This window comes from Bradyrhizobium sp. WSM2793 (assembly GCF_000379585.1).
GTDB lineage: Bacteria > Pseudomonadota > Alphaproteobacteria > Rhizobiales > Xanthobacteraceae > Bradyrhizobium.
In genome coordinates this window covers 1-24,375 of sequence record NZ_KB902768.1, presented here as the reverse complement: position 1 = coordinate 24,375, position 24,375 = coordinate 1, and the positions used below count along the sequence as shown (strand labels likewise).

General features: G+C 64.3%; 20 protein-coding genes. 6 read left to right on the top strand and 14 right to left on the bottom strand.

Translation table 11 applies throughout. The features are described 5' to 3' along the window. Positions 1-7 precede the first annotated feature (7 nt). Together A3AS_RS0100100 and A3AS_RS0100095 are read left to right on the top strand one after the other, a co-directional pair. A complete protein-coding gene (locus A3AS_RS0100100; RefSeq protein WP_018315562.1) occupies positions 8-949 on the top strand; it encodes an ABC transporter permease in 942 nt (313 codons plus the stop codon). 3 nt (positions 950-952) lie between these two features. Then, positions 953-1,837 carry an ABC transporter permease gene (locus A3AS_RS0100095; protein WP_018315561.1) on the top strand — a complete coding sequence of 295 codons (885 nt, stop codon included), beginning with the start codon at positions 953-955 and terminating at the stop codon, positions 1,835-1,837. Positions 1,838-2,057: 220 nt separating this feature from the next. Here the strand turns inward: A3AS_RS0100095 and A3AS_RS0100090 are convergent, their stop codons facing one another. From A3AS_RS0100090 to A3AS_RS0100050, 9 genes are all read right to left on the bottom strand, one after another. Continuing rightward, the gene (locus A3AS_RS0100090) at positions 2,058-2,804 is read right to left on the bottom strand and encodes a hypothetical protein (RefSeq protein WP_018315560.1); all 747 of its coding nucleotides are present in this window, start codon (positions 2,802-2,804) and stop codon (positions 2,058-2,060) included. Positions 2,805-2,813: 9 nt separating this feature from the next. Continuing rightward, positions 2,814-4,064, bottom strand: a complete 1,251-nt coding sequence (locus tag A3AS_RS0100085) for an adenylate/guanylate cyclase domain-containing protein (protein ID WP_018315559.1) — start codon at positions 4,062-4,064, stop codon at positions 2,814-2,816. After that, positions 4,061-4,450, bottom strand: a complete 390-nt coding sequence (locus A3AS_RS0100080; RefSeq protein WP_018315558.1) for a response regulator — start codon at positions 4,448-4,450, stop codon at positions 4,061-4,063. The genes A3AS_RS0100085 and A3AS_RS0100080 overlap by 4 nt, the downstream gene beginning before the upstream one ends. After that, positions 4,447-7,044 carry an ATP-binding protein gene (locus A3AS_RS0100075; protein ID WP_018315557.1) on the bottom strand — a complete coding sequence of 866 codons (2,598 nt, stop codon included), beginning with the start codon at positions 7,042-7,044 and terminating at the stop codon, positions 4,447-4,449. Before A3AS_RS0100075 ends, A3AS_RS0100080 begins: the two co-directional genes overlap by 4 nt. A gap of 146 nt (positions 7,045-7,190) precedes the next feature. Beyond that, on the bottom strand, positions 7,191-10,286 hold the full coding sequence (locus A3AS_RS0100070) for a MexW/MexI family multidrug efflux RND transporter permease subunit (protein WP_018315556.1): 3,096 nt from the start codon (positions 10,284-10,286) through the stop codon (positions 7,191-7,193). A 70-nt stretch (positions 10,287-10,356) separates the two neighbouring features. Further along, positions 10,357-11,550 (bottom strand): efflux RND transporter periplasmic adaptor subunit, encoded by a 1,194-nt coding sequence (locus A3AS_RS0100065; RefSeq protein ID WP_018315555.1) that lies wholly within the window; start codon positions 11,548-11,550, stop codon positions 10,357-10,359. A gap of 1 nt (position 11,551) precedes the next feature. Continuing rightward, a complete protein-coding gene (locus A3AS_RS0100060; RefSeq protein WP_018315554.1) occupies positions 11,552-12,238 on the bottom strand; it encodes a TetR/AcrR family transcriptional regulator in 687 nt (228 codons plus the stop codon). Positions 12,239-12,398: 160 nt separating this feature from the next. After that, on the bottom strand, positions 12,399-12,989 hold the full coding sequence (locus A3AS_RS0100055; RefSeq protein WP_018315553.1) for a thiamine pyrophosphate-dependent enzyme: 591 nt from the start codon (positions 12,987-12,989) through the stop codon (positions 12,399-12,401). After that, positions 12,986-13,528 (bottom strand): phosphonopyruvate decarboxylase, encoded by a 543-nt coding sequence (locus A3AS_RS0100050; RefSeq protein WP_026201519.1) that lies wholly within the window; start codon positions 13,526-13,528, stop codon positions 12,986-12,988. The genes A3AS_RS0100055 and A3AS_RS0100050 overlap by 4 nt, the downstream gene beginning before the upstream one ends. A gap of 105 nt (positions 13,529-13,633) precedes the next feature. On the opposite strand from A3AS_RS0100050, the gene A3AS_RS0100045 reads away from it, so the two are divergent. The 3 genes from A3AS_RS0100045 to A3AS_RS0100035 all read left to right on the top strand — a co-directional run bounded on the left by A3AS_RS0100045 (position 13,634) and on the right by A3AS_RS0100035 (position 18,227). After that, positions 13,634-14,854 (top strand): cytochrome P450, encoded by a 1,221-nt coding sequence (locus A3AS_RS0100045; RefSeq protein ID WP_018315551.1) that lies wholly within the window; start codon positions 13,634-13,636, stop codon positions 14,852-14,854. A gap of 195 nt (positions 14,855-15,049) precedes the next feature. After that, positions 15,050-16,264: an ornithine--oxo-acid transaminase gene (gene rocD, locus A3AS_RS0100040; protein WP_018315550.1), complete on the top strand. Its 1,215-nt coding sequence runs from the start codon at positions 15,050-15,052 to the stop codon at positions 16,262-16,264. A gap of 589 nt (positions 16,265-16,853) precedes the next feature. Further along, on the top strand, positions 16,854-18,227 hold the full coding sequence (locus A3AS_RS0100035; RefSeq protein ID WP_245283118.1) for a Spy/CpxP family protein refolding chaperone: 1,374 nt from the start codon (positions 16,854-16,856) through the stop codon (positions 18,225-18,227). A gap of 183 nt (positions 18,228-18,410) precedes the next feature. On the opposite strand, the gene A3AS_RS48095 is transcribed toward A3AS_RS0100035, so the two are convergent. From A3AS_RS48095 to A3AS_RS0100010, 5 genes are all read right to left on the bottom strand, one after another. Next, positions 18,411-18,581, bottom strand: a complete 171-nt coding sequence (locus A3AS_RS48095; protein ID WP_198293670.1) for a hypothetical protein — start codon at positions 18,579-18,581, stop codon at positions 18,411-18,413. A gap of 603 nt (positions 18,582-19,184) precedes the next feature. Further along, a complete protein-coding gene (locus A3AS_RS0100025) occupies positions 19,185-20,048 on the bottom strand; it encodes a sugar phosphate isomerase/epimerase (protein ID WP_018315548.1) in 864 nt (287 codons plus the stop codon). Next, positions 20,048-21,238 (bottom strand): dihydrodipicolinate synthase family protein, encoded by a 1,191-nt coding sequence (locus tag A3AS_RS0100020; RefSeq protein WP_018315547.1) that lies wholly within the window; start codon positions 21,236-21,238, stop codon positions 20,048-20,050. The genes A3AS_RS0100025 and A3AS_RS0100020 overlap by 1 nt, the downstream gene beginning before the upstream one ends. Before the next feature lie 137 nt (positions 21,239-21,375). Continuing rightward, positions 21,376-22,527: a Gfo/Idh/MocA family protein gene (locus A3AS_RS0100015; RefSeq protein ID WP_018315546.1), complete on the bottom strand. Its 1,152-nt coding sequence runs from the start codon at positions 22,525-22,527 to the stop codon at positions 21,376-21,378. After that, entirely contained in the window at positions 22,524-23,921 is a 1,398-nt protein-coding gene (locus tag A3AS_RS0100010) for a hypothetical protein (protein ID WP_018315545.1), read from the bottom strand. Before A3AS_RS0100010 ends, A3AS_RS0100015 begins: the two co-directional genes overlap by 4 nt. 241 nt (positions 23,922-24,162) lie before the next feature. On the opposite strand from A3AS_RS0100010, the gene A3AS_RS0100005 reads away from it, so the two are divergent. Continuing rightward, the coding region (locus A3AS_RS0100005) for a transposase family protein (RefSeq protein ID WP_018315544.1) at positions 24,163-24,375 on the top strand (213 nt) is incomplete at its 3' end.

Sequence of the window (24,375 nt, the reverse complement as noted above, 5' to 3'; positions counted from 1 at the left end):
CGCCAGAATGCTGAACTTCCTCGCCCGCCGCCTCGCGCAGATCGTGCCGACGCTGTTCTTCGTCTCGGTGCTGATCTTCTCGCTGCAGCAATTGCTGCCGGGCGATCCCGCGCTGGTGATGGCGGGCGAAGAGCGCGATCCGGCCGTGATCGAACAGATCCGCCGCCAGTACCGGCTCGATCAGCCGGTCCCGGTGCAGTACGCCTACTGGATCAAGGGCGTACTCTCAGGCGATTTCGGCGAGTCGCTACGCAACAAGATGCCGGTGCGCGAGCTGATCGCTCAGAAGCTGCCGGTGACGCTGCAGCTCGGCGGCATGGCGATCGTGATCGCGTTCCTGATCGGCATCCCCGCCGGCATCGTCGCAGCCGTGAAGAAGGGCTCGGCCTGGGATTACGGTGCGAACCTGTTTGCGCTGTGGGGCATCTCGACGCCGAACTTCTGGCTCGGGATCATGCTGATCTTCCTGTTCTCGATCGAGCTTGGCTGGCTGCCGGCTTCCGGCTACGTGCCGCTCACCGAGAACTGGCGCGCGAGCCTGGCGGTCACCATCATGCCGGCTTTCGTGCTCGGCAACGCGATTGCCGCGGTCCTGATGCGGCATACCCGCAGCGCCATGCTGCAGGTGCTGGAAAGCGACTACGTCCGCACCGCCCGCGCCAAGGGATTATTGGAGCGCTCGGTGATCCTGAAGCACGCGATGCGCAACGCGCTGACGCCCGTGATCACGCTCGGCGCGCTCGAGCTCGGCACGCTGTTATCAGGCGCCGTCCTGACCGAGCAGATCTTCTCCATTCCCGGCTTCGGCAAGCTGATCGTGGATGCCGTCTTCAACCGCGACTACGCCGTGGTGCAGGGCGTCGTGCTGGTGACGGCCACGATCTATATCACGCTGAATCTCGTTGCCGACATCGCCTATATCCTCGTCAATCCGCGGCTGCGGGGCTAGATCATGACCGACGCCGCGCTGCCGGGCCCTCTCACGCAAGCCGATCAGCTGGATAGCCCGGCCCGCCGCGCGCGTCGGCGGCTGTTCAAGCGCAAGGCGGCGGTGTTCGGGCTCGTCGTGCTCACGATGTTCATCGTGCTCGCCGTGCTGGCCCCGCTCATCGGGCCCTATGATCCCATCGCGACGAGCTGGAGCCTGGTGCGCAAGCCGCCCACCGCGGCGCATTGGTTCGGCACCGACGAGCTCGGCCGCGACATCTTCAGCCGGATCGTCTACGGCGCGCGCGCCTCGCTGCTTGCGGGCCTCATCTCGGTCGCGATCGCGCTCGGCATCGGCGTGCCGCTCGGCCTGCTCGCCGGCTATCGCGGCGGCTTCGTCGATGCGCTGATCAGCCGGATCACGGATGCGATGCTGGCCTGCCCGTTCCTGATCCTGGCGATCGCGCTGGCGGCGTTCCTCGGGCCGAGCCTCGGCAATGCCATGATCGCAATCGGCATCTCCGCAACGCCGATCTTCATCCGCCTGACCCGCGGCCAGGTGCTCGTCGTCAAGGCCGAGGACTATGTCGAGGCCGCGCGCGCGCTCGGCAACCCGCCGTGGCGGATCGCGCTGTCGCATATCCTGCCGAACATCCTGCCCGCGCTGCTGGTGCAGGCGACGCTCTCGATCGCCGCCGCCATCATCGCCGAAGCCGCGCTGTCGTTCCTCGGCCTCGGCCAGCAGCCGCCGGCGCCGTCCTGGGGCAGCATGCTCAACGCCGCGCAACGCTTCCTGACGCAGGCGCCGTGGATGGCGATCTGGCCGGGGCTTGCGATCTTCCTCGTAGTGCTGTCGCTGAACCTGCTCGGCGACGGCCTGCGCGACGCGCTCGATCCGCGGCAGCGCTGAGATCTTAAGAAAGAGACCTCGCCTGGCGCGCCGACGGCGGTAGCGTTCCCTCCCCCCTTGTGGGGGAGGGCTAGGGAGAGGGGTAGCCCAGGAAAAGGTGCCGGTTGATTGCGCGCGGAGGACGGCTGCGCCACGGACGGAATCCCCGTGTGGCACCCCCCCTCCCTGCCCCTCCCCAACAAGGGGGGAGGGAACGGAGAGAGCGTTGCCGTCAGAAACTCTAGATCACCACTTCCCGCAATACCCGACGGCAATCCATCTCGTATTCGAGATCGACCACGGGCGGGCGGGCGAAATGCCAGGTCAGGCCGGAGCGCAGCGCGCCACGGCGGACCAGTTCGTCGGCGAGTGCGTGGTGGAAGTCGTGCACGGAGTAGGCCTGCACCGCGGTGGTGTCGCTCCAGCCGAAGCCGAAGGCCGCCATGCGGTTTTCCATCTGCGACGTCGTCGTGAAGCGCACCTTCTCCCGCAGCCCCTCCGGGCTGAGGTCGCGATAGCGCACGGTGCGCTCGACATAGGTGCCGCCGCCCTCGCGCGCCTCGGCACCGCCCGATATCACGAAGGACGGCGCTTTCGAGCGGGTCGGACGCGTGAACGAGAACGCGTAGAACGACGGCTCCGACGGCGGATCGATCTCGGGACAGACATTGCTGCGCGCCACCGGATTGGTGGTGCCGTCGAAGATGCTCCATTCGGACAGCGTCTTCACATAGTGCAGGTTGAACGCGCGAAAGCCCTCTTCGCTGAAGGCTGCCGGTGAACGCAGCTCGCAGGCGCAGAATGCCGTCAGCGGCCGTCCTGCCTCCTGAATGAATCTTGCCGCCAGTGCAAACCCTTCCGCGAGCGGGACCAGACGGTCGAAGCGGACGCGTTCGATTTCATAGCCGTCGTCCGCGGCGGCCCCCGCCGAATACTGGAACACGGACGGAATGAAGCGGTAATTGCCGGCAGCGAACTCACGAACCATGGCGAACTCCTATTCCAGTTGCATGCGAATGCCCTTGGCGCCGTTGAGCAGGCGCTTCAGGTGAAAGCCGGCCAGGGAATCGTCGGCGTGCATGCCGATCAGCGCGGCAAAGGCCGGCATGGCCGCGGCATCACCGGCCTCCATCTTGGCGAAAGCCTCCGAATACAGCGCCGTTTCCGGCGCTTCGAACTTGCCCGGTGGGAGCGGCTCGAACGCGCGCAACGGCTCGCTGCGTCCGCGCAGCATCAGCTCCCCCACGGGGCGGCCTTGAAAATTCTCAGCCGCCTCGGCGACGCTGGCGCTGACGCAAATGCGGGTGCCCAGATGCTTGTTGGCGGCCTCCAGCCGCGCCGCGATGTTGATGGAGTCCCCATACGCGGTGTAATCGAAGAAGCGGTTGCCGCCGAAATTGCCGACCAGCGCGGGACCGGCGTGAATGCCGATGCGGGTGGCACCGAAGGTCACGCCCATGGCGCTCTGGCGCGCGCGAAAGTCCTGCGCCCAGGCATCGAGCTCATGGGCGCAGGCGACCGCACGCGTGGCATAATCCGGCTGATCGCCGGGCGCGTTGAAGAGCACCTGGATCGCATCGCCGATGATCTTTGCGACCGTGCCCTCATGGGCGAAGACGATTTCGGTCATGCCGCCGACATACTCGTTAAGCAACTTGCCCAACGTCTCGGGCGGTGCGCTCTCGACCAATGAGGTGAAGCCGGTAATATCGGTGAAGATGGTGGCGACATCGCGCCACTGCACTTCGATGCCCTCGCCGTCGCCGCTGGCGGCCAGACGCTTGGCAAGCTCGGGCGAGAAATGACGCGATAGCGCGGCATGGGCGCGCTCGGCTTCCATCTGGCGCCGCCGCACCTCGCGCAGCATCTCGATATGGCGGATGGTCTTCTCGATGGTGGCTTCCAGATCGGCGAAGTCGATCGGCTTGGTCAGGAAGTCGAACGCGCCGCGGTTCATTGCGGTGCGGATATTGCTCATGTCGCCATAGGCCGAGACAATGATGGTCGACTTCTTGTCCTCGGCCTCCTGGAGTTTCGCGAGCAGCGAGAGGCCATCCATCCTGGGCATGTTGATATCGGAGACCACCATGTCGACCTGCGGGTTCTGCTCGAGCGAGGCCAGCGCCTCGATACCGTCGCGGGCGAATATGATGGCGACCTGTCCGTCGCGGATCTGCCTGCGAAACTTTTGCAGGACCAGCGCTTCGAGATCCGGCTCGTCGTCGACGAAGAGGATGGTCGCGCTCATGCGGCTTGCTCGAGCCTCGTGTCGATCTCCTGTCGCAGCAAGGCAAAGTCGATCGGCTTGGTGAGAAGCCCGACGGCGCCGCGCTCGATCGCCTTTCGCCGCGTCTCGGCGTCGCCATATGCCGTGATCATGATGACGGGGACGTCCGGATGCGCGGCACGCACCTTCGGCAGCATGTCGAGCCCGCTCATGCCGGGCATGTTGATGTCGGACAGGATCAGGATCAGCGAAGGATCGCGAACCTCGGCGGCCCGCTTGAGCGCATCGGGCGCCGAGGAGGCGAACTCCATCTGGAAGCGGCCGGCGCGCAGCTCGCGCCGGAATTGCTGCCGGAACAGCGCCTCGACGTCGGGCTCGTCGTCGACGACCAGGATGTAAACGTTCACGACTTGCCTCCGGAAGTGCCGTCCGCCGCCATCGTGCGCGGCAGGGTGATGATGAACTCGGTGAATACACCTTGTGTGGTGTTCACGTCGATGGTGCCACCGTGCTGCTTCACGACGATGTCATGGCTCATGGAGAGGCCGAGCCCAGTGCCCTCGCCGGCCGGCTTGGTGGTGAAGAAGGGATTGAACATCTTCTCCTTCACCTCGGGCGGAATTCCCGTGCCATTGTCACGAATCCGGATCTCGACCCTGCCGCCGAGGTCTTTTGTTGCTGCGCTCAAACTCGGCTCGAAGGTCTCACCCGCGCTCTCCTTGCGCTTGGCCGTGGCATAGAAGCCGTTCGAGATCAGGTTGAGCAAGACGCGCGTGATCTCCTGCGGATAGATGTCGACCATACCGGCAGCGGGATCGAACGTGCGCTGGAGCGTAACGTTGAAGGACGGCCGTTCGGCGCGCGCGCCATGATAGGCGAGATTGAGGCTCTCCTCGACGATCGCATTGATGTCGACGGCCCGATGCTCGCCGGAACCCTCGCGCGAATGCAGCAGCATGTTCCTGACGATGGAATCGGCGCGCTTGCCGTGCTGCACCACCTTCTCGAGATTGCTCCTGAGCATGCGGGTCAGCTCGTCGACCTCCTCCCTGGACTTGCCGTCGAGCGCAGCCGATTGCAGCGCCTCGTTGAGCTCATCGATCAGCTCCGTCGAGAGAGCGGAGAAATTGTTGACGAAGTTGAGCGGGTTCTTGATCTCGTGGGCGATGCCGGCGGTGAGCTGGCCGAGCGAGGCAAGCTTCTCGGTCTGGATCAGGCGATCCTGGGCGGCGCGCAGCTCGCTCAGGGATTGGGACAGTGCCTCGGTGCGCTCACGCAACTCTCGAAGCAGCCGCGTGTTCTCGATGGCGATGACCGCTTGCCTGGTGAAGTTTTCGACCAGCGCGATCTGCTTGTCCGTGAAGAGCCGTACCTCCTTTCGAAAGATCGTAATCGCGCCGATCAATTGATCTTCCTTAAGCATGGGGACGACCATGAGCGTGCGGGCTCCGGCAACCTCCACCATCGGAATGACATTGGGAACGCGAGCCAGGTAAGCCGGGCTCTCCCTAAGATCGGGAACCTGCGAAGACTTGCGTGTCTTGACGACAGTTTCAAGCGTGGTGCCGGGATAAGGACGCATCGGTGTGCGTCGCCTGAAATCAGAGAACTCGGATGGAAGGTTGTAGTCCGCAGCCAGATTGAATTCTTCGCCGTCCCAAAAATTCATCGTTCCAAAGGATGCGCCGCACACGCGCGTGGCATTCTCCAGCATTTTGCGAAACACCGGCTCCAGCTCGCCCGGCGAGGAGCTGATCACTTCCAACACTTCGGACGTTGCGGTCTGCTGTTCCAGCGATTCCCGCAGTTCCGCAGTGCGCTGCTCGACCTTGTTTTCGAGGTCGGCATAGGATTCCTGCAAGCGCGCGCCCATGTCGTTGAACTGGTCGGCGAGCCCTTCGAGCTCGTCGCCCGTCCGGATCGAGATGCGCTGGGAGAAGTCGCCACCGCCGATCCGTTCCGCACCGCTGCGCAGGGCCTGGATCGGCCCGACCATGCGGCGCGCAAGGAATACCCCCGCAAGCACCGCGAAGATCGACGCCCCGAGCAGCACGATCGCAAGCCGCTGCAGCGAGGCGTAGAGCGACGCATAGGCCTCCTCGACCGGCAGCTCGACGAACATGGTCCAGTGCAACGGCTCGATTGGTGCCGATGCGGTCAGGACCTTCTGGCCCTGGATGTTGCGCGCTTCCTCGAGCGCGTCCGGCATGGTGCCGCCGGCCGCCTGCGCGGCGCGCACCTGTGCGAGGCCGGACATGTCGGTGTTGCGCAGCACGAGACTGATATCGGGGTGCGCGATCAGGCGCCCTTCCGGGCCGACGACATAGGCATGCCCGTGCTGGCCGACCTTGATCTGCGAGACCACGTCCCAGATCAGCTTGAGATTGACCTCGGCAATACTGACACCTGCATCCCTGCGCGCGCCGGCCAGCGCCAGCGTCATGTAGGGCTCAGACTCCCGGCGGAAATAGACCGGACCGTAATAGACCTTGTGCGCGACCGCCTCGGTGAACTTCGGATCATTGGACAGGTCGATCCCGCTCTCGATCGCATCCATCGCCAGCCGCGAGACCCGCAACCGTTCCTTGCCGGTCGAATCCACCTGGGCAAGCTCGGTGATCCCGGGCACCTGGCGCAGCAGCCGCAGCGCGTCGAACCGGCGCTGCTCGGTCGAGCCCGCCGACCACGGCAGTTGCGTCGTCCATCCGAGCTGGTTCTCGATTTCCTTGACGAATTGGCCGATCTTGGCTGCGGCCGCCTCGGCCTGCTCATGCTGGACCCGGATCAGCGAAGCCTTGTGCTCGCGATAATAGAAGAAGACCTCGAACAGGCCGTTGGCCAGCAGCGCGATGGCGACGACAGCCACGAACAGCGCGACATATTTGGTGAACAGCCGGGTCCTGATCCCCCGCCCCGCACCCGCGCCGGCAGCGACGCCATCCGAGGCCGCGCTCGGCAGCGTCCTGGCTTGCGGGGTGTCGGGATGGAGAGAAAGGCTCATCACCCGGAACCTAGCAAGAAGACGGGACCTTGTCTTTCGCAAGCGCGGGATAAGGCCCCATCCAGTGAGCCCGGCGCCCGGACGCAACAAAAAGGGCGACAGCGGACCCGCCGCTGCCGCCCTCGTTCGCTTGCTAGCTTGCGGCGTCAGGTCGGCCGCAGGGCCTTGGAGCCAAGGTCGAGCTCATTGACCTGCTTGTTCCGCTCGGAATCGGCGGCCGCGCGATGGTCGGTTGCCAGCACCACATAGACCGCGGGCAGCACGAACAGCGTGAACAGCGTGCCGATCGACATGCCGGCCACGACGACCAGGCCGATCGAGAAGCGGCTGGCCGCGCCCGCGCCGGTCGCAGTCAGGAGCGGGATCAGTCCGGTCACCATCGCGGCCGTCGTCATCAGGATCGGCCGCAGGCGGATGCGGGCCGACATTTCGATGGCCGAGCGGCGGTCGAGCCGCTCGTTGACCTGGAGCTCGTTGGCGAACTCCACCATCAGGATGCCGTGCTTGGTGATCAGGCCGACCAGGGTGAGCAGACCGACCTGGGTGTAGATGTTCATGGTCGCCACGCCGAAGAACAGCGGGATCAGCGCACCGACGATCGCCATCGGCACCGAGATCATGATCACCAACGGGTCACGCAAGCTCTCGAACTGCGCGGCCAGCACCAGGAAGATGATGATGAGCGCGAAGCCGAAGGTGATCGCAAGCTGATTGCCTTCCTGCACGTACTGCCTGGAGTCCGCGAGATAGTCGTGGCTGAAGCCTTGCGGCAGCTTCTTGGCCTCGCTTTCGAGGAAGTCGACCGCCGCACCGACGGTCACGCCGGGCATCGGCACGGCCGAGAACGTCGCCGAATTGAGCTGATTGTAGTGCGTCAGCGAGTTCGGATCGGTCTTGGTCTCGATCGACACCACCGTCGACAGCGGAAGCTGCTGGCCGGTGTTGGTCGTCACATAGAAGCCACCGAGCGATTCCGGCGACAGCCGCTTGGCGCGCGGAACCTGCGGGATCACCTGGTAGGACCGGCCCTCCAGATTGAAGCGATTGACGTAGTTGCCACCCAGCAGGACCGCGAGCGTGGCGCCGAGGTTCTGCATATTGACGCCGAGATCCTGCGCCTTGGTGCGGTCGATCGTGACCTTCACGTTCGGCTGGTTGTAGGCAAGATCGCTGTCGGAGACGATGAACATGCCGCTCTTGCGCGCAGCGTCCTTCAGCTTCTCCATCTGCTCATAGACCGTCTGGAACCCGGCGGTGGAATTGATCACCATCTGCACCGGAAGACCGCCCGGCCCGCCCGGCAGCGGCGGCAGGTTGAATGCGAAGGCCTGCACGCCCTCGATCTTGGAGAGCTCGGCCTGCACCAGCGGCTTCAACTGGATCGACGAGCGCTTGCGCTCCTCCCAGGGCTTGAGCAGCATGCCGGCGATGCCGCCCTGCGGGCCGTTGATGCCGTTCAGCACGAAACGCAGATCGGTCTCGGGGAATTTCGAAAATTCGTGGTCGAGCTTGTCGCCGTAGAAATCGACATAGTCGATGTTGGCGTATTTCGGCGCTTTGGTCACCGCGAACACGATGCCCTGGTCTTCCTCGGGCGCCAGCTCCTTCGACGTGTGCATGTAGAGGAAGCCGACGAGTCCGAGGATCGTCACCGCGAACAGGCCCGTGATCGCCTTGTAGTCGAGCGAGCGGTCGAGCCTGCGGCCATACCAGCGCGTCAACGCACCGAACACCTTGTTGACGGCCTTGGCGAAGCGGCCCTCTTCGGTGTTCTTGAGCAGCACCGAGCACATCATCGGCGACAATGTCAGCGCGATCACGCCCGACACGATCACCGAGCCCGCCAGCGTGAAGGCGAATTCGCGGAACAGCGATCCGGTGAGGCCGCCAAGGAAGCCGATCGGCGCGTACACCGCGGCGAGCGTGATGGTCATCGAGATGACCGGGCCGACGATTTCACGCGCGCCTTGCAGCGAGGCCTGGACCGGCGTCTTGCCCTCCTCCAGATGGCGATGGATGTTCTCCACCACGACGATGGCGTCGTCGACCACGAGGCCGATCGCCAGCACCATCGCGAGCAGCGTCAGAAGGTTGAAGCTGAATCCCAGCGCCAGCATCAGGGTGCAGACGCCGATCATCGACAAGGGAATCGTGACGACGGGAATGATGACCGACCGCAGCGACGCCAGGAACAGGAAGATCACCACGATCACGATGATCACGGCTTCGCCGAGCGTCTTCTCCACCTCGTCGATCGAAGACTGGATGAACTTGGTCGAGTCGTAGGCGACCTTCATCTTCATCGACGGCGGCAGATTGCGCTCGAGTTCGGGGAACAGCGCGCGCACGCCCTTGACCAGCGTCAGCGGGTTGCCCTGCGGGGTTGCCTGCACACCGATGAAGATCGCGTGCTCGCCGTTGAAGGCGACGCTTGCATCCGTGCTTTGGGCGGCAAGCTCGACGCTGCCGATGTCCTCCATCCGCACGAAGCCGCCGTCCTTGGCCTTGACGATCATCTTCTTGAACTGGTTGACGTCGGTCAGGCCCGTGTTCGTCGAGACGTTCGAGACGATGAGATAGCCCTTGGTCTGGCCCGCCGCGGACTGAAAGTTGTTGGCGGTGATCGCCGCAGCGACGTCAGCCGGCGACACGTTGCGGCCGGCCATCTTCTCGGGATCGAGCCACAGCCGCATCGCGAAGGTCTGGCCGCCGAGAATGTCGGCGGAAGCCACGCCGTCGACGGTCGACAGCACCGGCTGCACCACGCGCGTCAGATAATCCGAGATCGCCGAGCCCGAGAGCTCCTCGGACGAGAAGCCGAGATACATCACGGCCGTGGTCTGGCCCGTGGTCTTGGTGACGATCGGGTCGTTGGATTCCTTCGGGATCAGGTATTTGACCGAATTCGTCTTCGCCAGCACCTCGGTGAGAGCCTGGTTCGGATCGAAGTTCAGCTTGATGTAGACCTGGATCGTCGAGGTGCCGAGCACCGAGGACGAGGTGATGTAGTCGACGCCCTCGGCGGACGCGACCGCCTGCTCGATCGGCGTGGTGATGAAACCCTGGATCAGATCCGCGGACGCGCCCGGATAGACGGTCGTGATGTTGATGACCGTGTTCGACAGCTTGGGATATTGCCGGATCGGCAGCACCATCGCCGCGCGCAGGCCGATCAGCAGGATCAGCAGACTGACGACGACCGACAGAACCGGGCGTTTGATGAAAATATCGGTAAAGCGCATCGCGGCGATCTCGATTTATATGTCTCAAGAAAAGTGATCCGGCCGAGCCGGATCACTTGAATGCAGAGGGTCAGTAGCGCGGCGGCTGCGCCGGGATCTGCGGAGCCGGGTCGGTCGAAATCGACACCGCCGCGCCCGATTGCAGCTTGAGCTGGCCGACGGCAACGACCTTGTCGCCCGCCTTCACGCCCTTGATGATTTCGACGCGACCTTCGACCCGGTTGCCGGTCTGCACAAAGGTGCGCACCGCGGACAGGCTGGTCTTGCCGTCTTCTTCCTTCTTCTCGGTGATCACGAACACCGAGTCGCCGTACAGCGTGTAGTCGACCGCCGTCTCCGGAACGGTGATCACGGCCGGCTTGTCCGGCAGCACCACCGTGGTGGTCACGAACATGCCGGGCTTCAGGATCTTCTCCGGATTGGCGATCGTCGCCTGCACGCGGATGTTGCGGGTGTCGGTCGAGATTTGCGGTTCGATCGTGGTGATCTTGCCTTCGAAGATACGGCCCGGATAGGCATCGACCTTCAACTTGACAGTCTGGCCGACCTTGAGGCTGCCGGAATCCTTTTCCGTCACGGTGAAGTTGGCCCACAGCTCCGACAGATCGGTCAACGACACGATCGCCGTACCCGCCGTCAGATACTGACCGACCTCGACCTTGCGGACGCCGAGATCGCCGGAGAACGGTGCGCGCACCAGCTTCTGCGAGATCAGCGCCTCGGTCTTGGCGATGCCGGCCTGCGCCTGGTCGTAGGCGGCCTGCGCGGTATCGACGGTCGCCTGCGGACCGAACTGGCGCGCGGCCAGCTGCTTGGCACGATCAAGCGACAGCTGCGCGACGGTCGCCTGGGCCTTGTAATTGGCAAGGTCGCCCTGCTCCGGCGCGTCGAACAGCTGGACCAGCGGCGTGCCGGCTTCGACGCGCGTGCCCGGCGCGAACTTGATCTCGGTGACGCGGCCGTTGACGTCGGCACTGACGTCGACCTGGTGCACGGCGACGAGGCCGCCGACCGCGGTGAGCAGGTTCGGCACCACCTCGGACTTGGCCTCCGCCGCGCTGACCGCGGTCGGCGGCGGCTTGTTGTTGGCGAAGAACTGCTTGATCATCTGGCCGCGGAAATAATTGAACCAGACGAGGCCGCCGACCAGCACCGCCAGGAGCGTGCCGACGATGATGAACCAGAGCACCGGCCGGACCGGACGCTTGGGAGCCTTGTTGTCGATCGGTTCGCCCGAAATCTTGTGTTCGGTTACGATGTTCATGTCATGCACTCTCTGCAATCGCCGCCTTGCCGGCACCCGCGGCCTGATTGTGGCCCAGATGCGAAGCAATTGCGGCGTCGTTAAGTCCGATACCCCTCAGGAGAAACTCACACAGCTGCCGCTCGAGGTCTTCAGCCTTGCCGTAAGCGAGGCAAGGCGTGGCCGGCAGCCTGGTCAGCGCCGCAGTCATCACCGAGTGATGCGCAAACCAGAACAGGTTGAGTGGATTGCCGCTGCATGGCCGCGCGTCCCCGGCGGCAACGGCACGTTCGAGCGAGGAGACGAAGATCGCCCCGATCAGCGTCTCGATCTTGGCATACAGCAAACGGGCGAATTCGCCATCATCCAAATGGCTCGTGGCCATCAGTCGCAGGCGCTGAGCCTCTTCCTGATCGGGACCGTCAGCGATGTGCAGGAAATGCTCGACCATGCCGCGGATCACTTCGACCAGCGTGGCGGTCGAAGGCTCTCGCTCGAGAAGCTCGGTGAGCGCCGGGTCGGCCTCGCATTCGTCGCTGAGGATTTCGGCGTAGAGCGCCGCCTTGGACGGGAAATGCTTGAACAGCAACGCCTCGGAAATGGCAGCGGCGGCCGCCACGCTCTTGGTCGTGGTGCCGGTATAGCCATGTCGGGCAAAGCAGCGTTTCGCGGCTCCGAGGATCAATTGACGCCTCAGGTCGCTCGTCATACGCAATGAGCTCATGCTAGTGAGTAAGCACTCACCCACGCAAAAGTCAAGCACTATGTTGCATCGCAACCTGAGTGCGTCGTTAATTCAGTGGAAATTGGCCTCGCCTGCACGGCTTCCGTGCAGGACCTGGGCGCCGGTGGGAATGGACAGGCCCGCCCTAGATCGGCTGGAAGCCGAGGTCGCCGCGGATCCGGTTGAGGATGTAAGTCCCGTCCCGGCTTGGCAAAATCCGCTCCAGGCTGGCGCTGTCGATCTTCATATTGGCAAAGCGCGGCCCCCCAGAGACGTCGTGGACGGCTTTGGCAAAGGCCTCGACCTCGGCCATGGTCGTGACGGCCCGGCTATCCCCGATGCCGCAGGCCTTGGCGACGCCAACGAGATCGGCGGCAGCGGAGGTGTGGCTGGTCTGGCCGCCCGTTTCGCCATAGGCCTCGTTGTCGAGCACTGCGATCGAGAGGTTGGACGGCTTCTGCAGCCCGATGGTGGCCAGGCTGCCCATGCCCATCAGCATCTCGCCGTCGCCGGTGATGACCAATACCGGCAGTTTTGGCTGCGCCAGGGCGAGCCCCAGCCCGATCATCGCGGCGCCGCCCATGCCGCCCCAGAGGTAGAAATTGCGGGCGTGGTCGCCGGCCGCGCACATGTCGTTGGTGGAGGCCCCAAGGCCGCCGATCGCGACGACGTCCTTGCGGTCCGCGAGCAGCGTGGACACCACCTGGCGGCGATCGAGGAGATTAGCCTTGCTCATTTGGTGAAAACCTTGGCGCCGATCAGGCGCTGCGACAGAAGGACAGCAGTGGGGGTGAGCGCGTTGTAGGCTTGCGACGCAGCGGCTTCGAGCACAGCCGGCACCTCGGCCGCGCTGGAGGCCCGCAGCACCTGGACACCCGACAGCTCGAACACGCCCTGCGTGGTCGAGCCCATCGGCACCTGCCACGGATTGAACTCGCCCCACTCGCCGCGCATGGTCACCAGCGTCAGGAACGGGAAGCGCAGGATCGGGATCAGCGACAGCATGTTGATGCAATTGCCGACGCCGCTCGACTGCATCAGCAGGACGCCGCGCTGTCCGCCGGCCCAGGCGCCGGCAAGAAGCGCCACGCCCTCCTCTTCCGTCGTGAGCGGAATGCCGCGCATCGTGGACGATGCCAGCACGCGCTGGATCAACTTGGAATGGCCGGCATCCGGCACGTAAGGTACCTGCCTGACATCGAAGCGTTGCAAGGTCGCGAAAATATCGTCGGGCCAATTCGGCGCCGTGTCGGCAGCGTCAGCGCGTGCGTGCATTTTCCTGTCCGGTCGGCTAGCAAGGTGGGCAGACTGTAGACGCATGCATGCGCCGACCAGAACAACAAAAACGGCATAACGGCTTTAACCGGCGAGTATAACGGGATGAACGCAGATGCGAAGGCGCTGGCGGCAAGCTTCGACCTCGAGAAGCTGACGCCGGAATTCTACGACGACCCCTACCCGACCTATCGTGCACTGCGGGAGAACGAGCCGGTCAAGCGCCTGCGCAGCGGCACCGTGTTCCTGACCCGCTATGACGATCTCGTCACCACCTACAAGAACACCAAGTCGTTCAGCTCGGACAAGAAGCGCGAGTTCGCGCCGAAATACGGCGACACCCCGCTCTACGAGCATCACACCACCAGCCTCGTCTTCAACGATCCGCCGGCGCATACCCGCGTGCGTCGCCTGATCATGGGCGCGTTGTCGCCGCGGGCGATCGCCGGCATGGAGCCTGACATCGTCAAGCTGGTGGACGGTCTGCTCGATGCCATCGCGGCCAAAGGGGCTTGCGAGCTGATCGAGGATTTCGCCGCGTCCATCCCGATCGAGGTGATCGGCAATCTGCTCGACGTGCCTCATGAGGAACGCGGGCCACTGCGCGACTGGTCGCTGGCGATCCTTGGTGCGCTCGAACCCGTGGTGTCGCCCGAGGTCGCCGCGCGCGGCAACCAGGCGGTGACGGATTTTCTCAGCTATCTCCAGACGCTGGTGGCACGCCGGCGCGACAAGCCGGGCAATCCCGAGCGCGATGTGCTGACGCGCCTGATCCAGGGTGAGGAGAATGGCGAGCGGCTGACCGAGAAGGAGCTGCTGCACAATTGCATCTTCCTGCTCAATGCCGGGCACGAGACCACCACCAATTTGATCGGCAACGGCCTCGTCGCGCTGGATCGCAATCGCGACCAGAAGCAGCGGCTGATCGGCAATCCCGACATGATCAAGACCGCCGTCGAGGAGATGCTGCGCTATGAGAGCTCGAACCAGCTCGGCAACCGCATGACCACGGAAAAGATCGAACTCGGCGGCGTCATGCTCGATGCCGGCACGTCGGTGACGCTGTGTATTGGCGCCGCCAACCGCGATCCCGCACAGTTTCCGGACCCCGAGAGCTTCGACATCGCGCGCACGCCGAACCGGCATCTCGCCTTCGCCACCGGCGCGCATCAATGCGCCGGCATGGCGCTGGCGCGGCTGGAGGGCGCGATTGCGATCTCGCGCTTCCTGGCGCGCTTCCCGAACTATGCCGTCAGCGGCCAGCCGGTGCGGGGCGGACGGGTGCGGTTTCGCGGCTTTTTGAGCGTGCCCTGTACGATCGGCTGAGGGCTCGACACCAAAAACTGCGAAAACAACCCCATGCACAGTAGAGAACCCTCTGATACTTTTGGCAAATCAGATCGGGCTACGCCACCGGAAGGGATGAAGACTTCCAAGGCGGCAAGTTGATACCCAGATCAAGCTGAGGGCCGGCGGTGCAGTCGGTTGGCACCGCCGCGCGCAGCCATGGAGTGACGACAGATGAGCGCGTCGGTCATTGATTTCGTCGCAACGGAAGCACGCTTTGGGGCCCATAATTACGAGCCGATCGGGGTCGTCCTGTCCCGCGGCGAAGGTGTCTGGGTCTGGGATACCGAGGGCAACCGCTATCTCGATTGCCTCTCGGCCTATTCGGCGGTCAGCCAGGGCCACTGCCACCCCAAGATCCTGGCGGCGATGGTGGAACAGGCGCACAGGCTGACGCTCACTTCGCGCGCCTTCCACAACGACCAGCTCGCCCCCTTCTACGAAGAGATCGCGGCACTGACCGGCTCCCACAAGGTGCTGCCGATGAACAGCGGCGCCGAGGCGGTCGAAAGCGCGATCAAGTCGGTGCGCAAATGGGGCTATGAGGTGAAGGGCGTGCCGGACTGCCAGGCCGAGATCATCGTCTGCGCCAATAATTTCCACGGACGCACGCTGGGCATCGTCGGCTTTTCAACCGACCCCGACACTCGCACACATTTCGGCCCGTTCGCGCCGGGCTTCAAGATCATCCCGTTCGGCGACGCCACGGCGCTGGCGGAGGCAATCACACCAAACACGGTCGCCTTTCTGGTCGAGCCGATCCAGGGCGAAGCCGGTGTCATCCTTCCTCCAGCCGGTTATTTCGCTGAGGTGCGGGAGCTCTGCACCACCAACAACGTGATGCTGGTGCTCGACGAGATCCAGACCGGGCTCGGCCGCACCGGCAAGCTTCTCGCCGAACAGCACGAGGGAATCGAGGCGGACGTGACGCTGCTCGGCAAGGCCTTGTCCGGCGGCTTCTATCCGGTGTCGGCCGTGCTCTCGAACAACGACGTGCTCGGGACATTGAGGCCCGGCCAGCACGGTTCGACGTTCGGGGGCAATCCGCTTGCCTGCGCGGTGGCGCGCGCGGCGCTGCGCGTGCTGACCGAGGAAGGCATGATCGAGAACGCGGCCAGGCAGGGCGCGCGCTTTCTGGAAGGCTTGAAAGACATTCGCGCCAACACGATCCGCGAGGTGCGCGGACGCGGCTTGATGCTGGCGGTTGAGCTGCATCCCGAGGCCGGCCGCGCCCGCCGCTACTGCGAGGCGCTTCAGAGCAAGGGCATCTTGGCCAAGGATACCCACGAGCAGACGATCCGCATCGCTCCGCCGCTGGTAATCACAAGCGACCAGGTCGACTGGGCGTTAGAGCGGCTCGCCACCACTCTGACGCAGGATTTCTCTTGAGGCGGCCTGCGTCGGAAGATCGCAATGCCGGCCGCGGCCGGCAACGAACGATTCCGCCAGCTGCGCGTTGAACGTCGTGGGCGATTACGAGCTGGGAGCGACAATCATGCTTCCGCATGGCGCTTGCCTTACGGCTGCTTTCATTGGTGTCTCGATGCTGGCGACGAGCGTCGGCGCGCTCGCCCAAGGACCCGGCCAGGGACATGGAAGGGGCGGACCTGCCGGTCCGGCCGCAGCGCCGGCAGCACGGCCAGCAGCACCGCCGGCCATGGCCCGTCCGGCGGCGCCGCCAGCGATGGCACGTCCCGCCGCCCCGGCATTCCATCCACCGGCCATGCCGCAGCGACCGGCCATGGCGCCGCGCCCGGCGCCCCACATCGCCGCACCGCCGCCGCGTCCGGGCCCCCGTTTTGCAGCACCACCGCCGCGAGCCGCCCCGCACGTGGCAGCGCCGCGACCTGAAATCCACCGGGCGCCGGCAGCACCACAACGTCCGGCCATGGCCCCGCGGCCGACGCCGCATATCGCCGCCCCCTCGCGTCCAAGCGGGCCATCGGCTGTGACCGCGCGGCCGCCGCGACAGGAGGGGATGGAGCAGCGCGCGCAGCAGCATCAGCAGCAGATCCAGCAGCGACAGCAAATCGTGCAGCAGCGGCAGCGCGAGATGCTCACGCGTCAGAGTTCGGAACGGCAGAGCCGCATCGATCGGATGCAACAGCGCGTGCAGCAATTGCAGTCGCAGAAGCCGGAAGGCGTGCGGGCGCAACGTGCACAGGAGCGGACGCTGCAGACGCAGAACCGCCTGCTCCAGCGCGAACAGAGCATGCAGCAGCGCGATCAGGCGCGCCTGCAGCGGTTGGGCCCCGAGCCCGCCACAGTTGGGCGAGCCGCCACTGCCGTCGCCGCCGTGCAGGCGGCCGAGCGCGGGCGATTTGCCGAGCGCTTCCGCGAGCAGGCCCCTGCGCAAGCCCAGGCGGCGCTCACCACCCGCCAGAGCGGCTGGGCTCCCCGGCAGGCCTGGCGACACCGCCATCCCGCGGTGTTCGTGGCGTGGCTTGGGCCGGTGTTCTGGCCTTACGCTTATTCCGACATTTTCAACTACACGTTCTGGTCCTATGGCTACGAGCCCGGTTATTGGGCATATGCCTATGACGACTTCGTCGACACCGTGTTCTGGGGTGGTGACGGCCCCTATTCCGCCTATGCCAGCACCAACCCGTATGATTATCCGCAAGCCGGCGGCAGCAGTCGCGCCCGTCCGCGCGCGAGCGTGAGCCCGCAAACGCTACAGCAATTGTGCGGCACACCGGACAAGGGCGTCACCGCCTGGCCGCTTGCCGATATCGCGAAAGCGGTGCGGCCGACGCCGGAGCAACGCGCGCTGCTCGATGAATTGAAGACCGCGGCGGCCAACGCTGCCGGCGTGTTCAAGGACTCCTGCGCGGAGACCTATGCACTGACTCCCCCCGGCCGCCTGCGCGCGATGATGAACCGCATCAGCGCGACGCTGGAAGCCGTCAAGATCGTTCGACCGGCCCTGGAGAATTTCTACAACTCGCTCAGTGACGAGCAGAAGGCCAGCTTCAATGCGCTCGGCCCGAATGTCGGCGAGCGCTCGCCGCAGCAACAAGCCAACGTCGAGGGCTGCGGCGATCCGAAATCCAGCCTGACCCAGCTGCCGATCCAAAGGATCGAGGCTGTGCTCCACCCAGCCGGCAAGCAGAAGGAGGCGCTCGACCGCCTCAGTGAAGCGACAGCCAAAGGCGTTGAAGGCCTGCAAGCGGCTTGCCCGAACGATGTGCCGCTGACGCCGGTCGGACGGCTGGAGGCGATGCAGCACCGGCTCGAGGCGATGCTGACGGCCGCCAAGCTGGTAGAGCCTGCGCTGGACGAGTTCTATGCCACGCTGAGCAGCGAGCAGAAGGCGCGCTTCAACACGCTGCAACAGGTCGCGGGGCCGTGAGGACGGCATCGCGTTCTCTCGTTGCAATTTGCGTCGCGGTCGAACGAAGCGGGGTCACGTAATCGTCCTGCTTCAAAGCTCGACGAGACCATGTATGTCGCTGCCGCGCACTCTCTGTGAGGGTGCGGCGGCACGTAACGCAAGCGACAGCCTCGTTTCCGACCTCACGAGGACTGCCCAGCGTCATTCGTGTTTGATCGCGTTGCATTGCTGGAAGTGAGAAGACAACTCGAGATTAGCCAGATGATCCCAGTATTCCGCTTCTGCGAGCAGCTTCCATTTGTTCATGCTGTTGTACGCGGCCTGTTGGCGGCATAGTGAGCTCATCGCACGCAAACGCTGCACCTTATCCACTGCGAACCTCTCTTCACGCTTGCTTGTTTGCAAGCGCATTCTGTTGTCACAGCTTCGCAGATCGAATTGACAGGTGATAGTCCGGTGTTTGACGGTGAATCAATGATAGCGCAATCGTCCGACTTTTCGGCGAACGGCCGTGGCCGACAAATTCGATCGCAAAACCAGTTTGGCACGGCGCATTGAATTGCAGGTCGTCCTTGGCGGTCCTTCGCCGCGCCAAAGCACGCCAGTGCCTTCGGCAAAGCTCGCCAGCCATGTCACGCCGGACACGGCAATGGCCCCGACGGTTGCACGTCGGGGCCATTCAAGGTCAACAGGCATGGGTACATCCGCCGTCCCTGCTGATCGTTGATGCCACTGATTACCGCATCCGATCTGGCACAGACTGTGGCGAGGCTGCGGCATCGGCATGATGACATTCTGCCTGAAAGCTGATGGCAGTCCACCACATCTTTGGTGGTACTCCGACCAGCTCGCCGCCTCGCCAGCGGGTCGAACTTGCGCTGGACGAGTTCTATCGACGCCGAACAGCGGGCAAAAGGTCCGCTTCAACACGCTGCAACAGCTCGCCAGCCCGTAGGGGCCGAACTCGTGGTAACTTTACACCGCCGCCTTATGCCGCGCGATGCAGGTCCGCAGCACCTCCTCCATCGGCTTGCCCCACCAACCGTGGGAGAAGATCTCGATCTCGGAATAGCCTTCAAAGCCCCCCGCTTCGACCGCCGCCCGCACGGATTTGATGTCGATGACGCCGTCGCCCATCATGCCGCGGTCGTTGAGGATGTCCCTTGTCGGCACCAGCCAGTCGCAGACATGGAACGCGAGCAGGCGATCCTTGCCGGCGCGCGCGATCTGGCTCATCAGCTCCGGATCCCACCAGATGTGATAGACGTCGAGCGCGACGCCGAGCATGCCGCTGCGAGCAGGATCGAGCCGGTCGCAGATGTCGAGCGCCTGCTTCGTCGTGTTCACGCAGGCGCGGTCGGCCGCGTAAGCCGGATGCAAGGGCTCGATGGCCAGCGGCAGCTTGGCCTGCCTCGCGTAGTCGAGCATGTCGGCGAGAGCCTCCTCGACCTGCCCGCGTGCCGTCACGATGTCCTTCGAGGCCTCGCTGCCCGGCCGCGAATATTGCGGCAGGCCGCCGACGACCAGGACGATGCAGGGCGCGCCCAGCGCCTTGGCTTCGTCGACGCAGCGCCTGTTGTCGTCGCGCACTTCACTCCGGCGCGATGCGTCCGAGGTGAACATGCCGCCGCGGCAATAGCCTGAGAGCTCGAGGCCGGCATCGCGCACTGCGCGCGCGGCGCGGTCGAGGCCGACGGATGCCACCTGGTCGCGCCAGGGATCGATGGCGCGGATGCCTTGCTTTGCACAGGCATTGATGATCTCGACCAGGTCACCCTGCTTGCGGACGGTCGCCGTGTTCAGCGACAGCCAGCGATGGTCGGACGAAAAATCGCGCATCAGGATTCGATACCGTGGGTGGCGAGCACGGTCTTCATCCGCTGCGTCGCGAGTTCAGGGTTGGCAAGCAGGCCGGCCTTGTCGGCCAGACGGAACAGCTCGGCCAGATGCAACGTGGAGCGCGTGCTCTCCTGTCCCCCGACCATGGTGAAATGGTCCTGGTGGCCGTTGAGATACGCCATGAACACCACGCCGGTCTTGTAGAACCGCGTCGGCGCCTTGAAGATGTGGCGCGACAGCGGCACCGTCGGCCCCAGCACGTCGTGGAATCCGGCTTCGTCGCCGGCCGCCAGCCGCGACAGTGCGTAGGATGCCGCCGGCGCAATGGCGTCGAAGATGCCGAGCAGCGCATGCGAAAAGCCCTGCTCGTCGCCGGCGATCAGCTCCGCATAGTTGAAGTCATCGCCGGTGTACATCTTGATGCGCTTGTCGAGGCGCCGGCGCATGTCGATCTCGCGCTGCTTGTCGAGCAGCGAGACTTTTACGCCATCGACCTTGGCGGCGTTGCCGTTGATGATGGCCACGGCCGTGTCCATCGCCTTGTCGAGATCCCCGGTGCCCCAATAGCCCGCCAGCGCCGGATCGAACATGTCGCCGAGCCAGTGAATGATCACGGGCTCACGGACCTGCGACAGCACGCGGTCGTAGACCTTGGCGTAATCGTCAGCGGTGCGGCCGAGTTTCGCCAGCGCGCGCGATGCCATGAGGATGATGCGGCCACCGACCTTCTCCACCGCCGAGATCTGCTCCTCATAGGCGCAGATCACGTCGTCGAGGCTCCTGGCATCCTCGACCGCGAGATGGTCCGTGCCGGCGCCGGAGAACACCAGCGCGTTGCGGCGCTTGGCGGCGGCGACCGAGCGCGTGATCAGCTCCAGCGAGGTCGGCCAGTCCAACCCCATGCCGCGCTGCGCGGTGTCCATGGCCTCGGCAACACCAAGACCGAGGTCCCAGACGTGCTCGCGGAAGGCGATGGTCTTGTCCCAGTCGACGGCAGCCGACAGCCAGGGATCGTTGTCCGCGAAGGGATCGACGACCGTGTGCACGGCCGAGAAGGCTATGCGGTTCAGCGGTCCTTCGAGCTTTGCGGGAAACGTACGGGAGGCTGCGAGCCGGTAGGTCTCGATCGACCGGTCGGCCTTGGGCAGCTTGAGCGACAATGACGACATCGGCAGAACGGGCTTGTTCATGACTTCAGACCTCTCCCCGTCATTGCGAGGAGCGAAGCGACGAAGCAATCCAGACTGCCTCTGCAGAAAGACTCTGGAATGCTTCGCTTCGCTCGCAATGACGGCTTGGTAGATATCGGGACGCTATCCAATCGATCTCACGCCTTGATCGGCGCGACGTCGATCCAGCGCCGCTCCTTCCAGCTCTTGAGCGCGCATTCGGCGAGCTGCACGCCCTTGACGCCTTCCAACAGCGTGAACTTGTAGGGCGCATCCTCGTAGACGTGGCGAATGAACATCTCCCACTGCTCCTTGAAGCCGTTGTCGTAGCTGACGTTGTCGGGCAGCTTCTGCCAGTCGCCGTAGAAATCGTGCAGCCGCTTCTCGTCGGGATTCCACACCGGCCTCGGGGTGGCCTGCCGCGCCTGGATCATGCAGTCGCTGAGCCCCGCGACCGCCGAGCCATGGGTGCCGTCGACCTGGAAGGTGACGAGGTCGTCGCGATAGACGCGCGTCACCCAGGACATGTTGATGTGGGCGATGACACCGCCTTCGAGCTGGAAGGTCGCATAGGCGGAATCATCCGCGGTCGCCTTGTACTTCGTGCCCTGCTCGTCGAAACGCTCGGGGATGTCGGTGTTGCCGATGCAGCTCACGCTCTGGACATTGCCGAAGAGGTTGTCGAGCACGTAGCGCCAGTGGCAAACCATGTCCAGAATGATGCCGCCGCCGTCTTCGTCGCGATAGTTCCAGGACGGCCGCTGCGCTTCCTGCCAACCACCTTCAAACACCCAATAGCCGAACTCGCCGCGCACCGAGAGGATGCGGCCGAAGAAGCCGCTATCGCGCAGGAAGGCGATCTTCTTCAGGCCGGGCAGGAACAGCTTGTCCTGCACCGTGCCGTGCTTGACGCCCTTGGCATTGGCGAGCTTGACGACTTCGAGCGCCTCCTCAAAATTCGTCGCGATCGGCTTCTCGCAATAGACGTGCTTGCCGGCATTGATCGCCTGGGTCAGCAAACCCGGCCGAGCCTGCGTCGTCGCGGCATCGAAGAACATGGTGTCGTTCTTGTCGGCGAGCGCCGCATCGAGATCGGTGGTCCAGCGTGTGATGTTGTAGCGCTTGGCGAGCGCCTCGACCTTCTCGGCGCTGCGGCCGACCAGGATCGGATCTGGCATCACGCGGTCGCCGTTCTTCAGCCGTACACCGCCCTGCTCCCGGATCGCGACGATCGAGCGGATCAGATGCTGGTTGAGCCCCATGCGGCCGGTGACGCCGTTCATGATGAGGCCGAGGCGTTGGGTGGTCATGTCAAATGCTCCTGAAGTGATCTCGGCTGTTCGAGCGGGCGGAGTGCCGACCAGTCCGGATGAACCGACGTCGCAAAGCCCGTTGCGTGAAGCGATCCCGTCAGGAGATCGCCGTTGTGAATGGAGAGGCGGATGCCCTGCCCGGCATCGGCATAGAGATCGGGATGCGCGGCGGCGAACGCCTGCGCTTCGGCGAGAGGCGTGTCGCCAAAGCCGTCGACATAATGATGGCCGTTGCGTTCGGCGTGGGTGACGCCGAGGAAGGCGCCGAGCGCGAGGTCCTGCTGCACGGCGAGGCCGGCCTGGCAGGTCAGATCCTCGCCTGTGATGAAAAACGTTTCAGCGCCGGTAGTCCATTGCGCGGCGCGGACCGCGTTAAGGATCGATTTGTAGAGACCCTTGCAGGATTTCGAGGAGATGCCGCGATAGCCGAGCGGCCTCATCGCCAGAAACGTTCCGTAGGAATCATCGGCTTCGTCGATGATGAAGTCACGCGTGGCGAGCGACCCGAGAGCGGTCTGGAATGTAATATCGCGCGGCATTGGCTGCTCGATGTAAAGAAGCCGGGTCGAGATTCCGTGCAGGGCTGCGTCGCCATCAAGGCGATCGATCAATGCACGCAATGCAGCAAGGTCGGCGTATTGTTCGTTGGCGTCGAGGGAGACCTTGTAGTCACGATCCAGGTTTCCGAGTTCTTTGCCGATGCGCGCCAGCCGTGCCACATCTGCTTCCGGATCGCCCGACAATTTGAGCTTGAAATAGCGAGCGCCAGCGTTTTCGCGCACGTCCGCTACCCCACCTTCGCCCTCGATCTTGTCATCGAGGCCAACCGTGTGCCGTATAGCAACCCGCGGCAGAGGCGTTCGGCCCTTCAGAAACCCTGCGATCTCGGCGCCGGTCAGATCGAGTGACATCCGCCCGTCGATCCCCGCGATGTTGTCAGCCATTCCCTCGAAAAAGCTCGCACCGACCGCGCGCAGGAGCGCGTCGAGGATCGCCTTGTCGATTTCCGCCGGACCATAGCCCGCTGCAAGCGGCGGAATATCCTCTTCCGCACACGCTTTGACTTGGGCGGCAATACACGACGCATGCAATCCAAACGCTGGACGAAACCCGGTCTCCGCAAGATAAAGCCCGCGCGCAATCTCGAGCGACCGCCGCAAGCCATCCACCGTCTGCGCCGGGGACAGCTCCGGCCGCTTGTCGAACCATTTTGGCACGAGCAGCTCGGCACTGGCGCCGACCGCGCTCCCCCTGCCCTCCACCTCGATCTCGACTCGCACGAACAATTGTGGCGTCGCGTTGATCGTGATCGCACCGAAGCGGAATGGCCGCGCGAACTGCACGGGACGTTCGAAGAAGGCGATGTCTCGCAGCTTCAGGCGGGGTGACATGGTGCTAGTTGGTCCCGACGATTTCGCCACGGCGGCGGTGCACCTCTCCCGCTTGCGGGAGAGGTCGGCGCAACGCGCCGGGTGAGGGTTTTCTCCTCTTAGGGGTCCTCGCGAGCGGAGACACCGCCTCCCCGACCCTCCCCCGCAAGCGCAGGGGAATCGCATATGGGTTTTGTCTAGCTATTGCATTGGAAGGCAAGACGGATTCTGAAGACGACTCCCGGAAGACGGAGGGGGTCGGATGCAGAAGTTCAGAAAGGCCTTTCGGCGGTTGCCGGACCCGCGCGCGGACAATGCCCGGCATGATCTGCTGGAAGTACTGTTCATCGCGTTGGCGGCGACGTTGTGCGGGGCGGATTCGTGCTCGGACATGGCGGACTTCGGACAGTCGAAGGAGGAGTTGTTGCGGCTCTTCCTTCGCCTGGAACATGGCATCCCGAGCCACGATACGTTC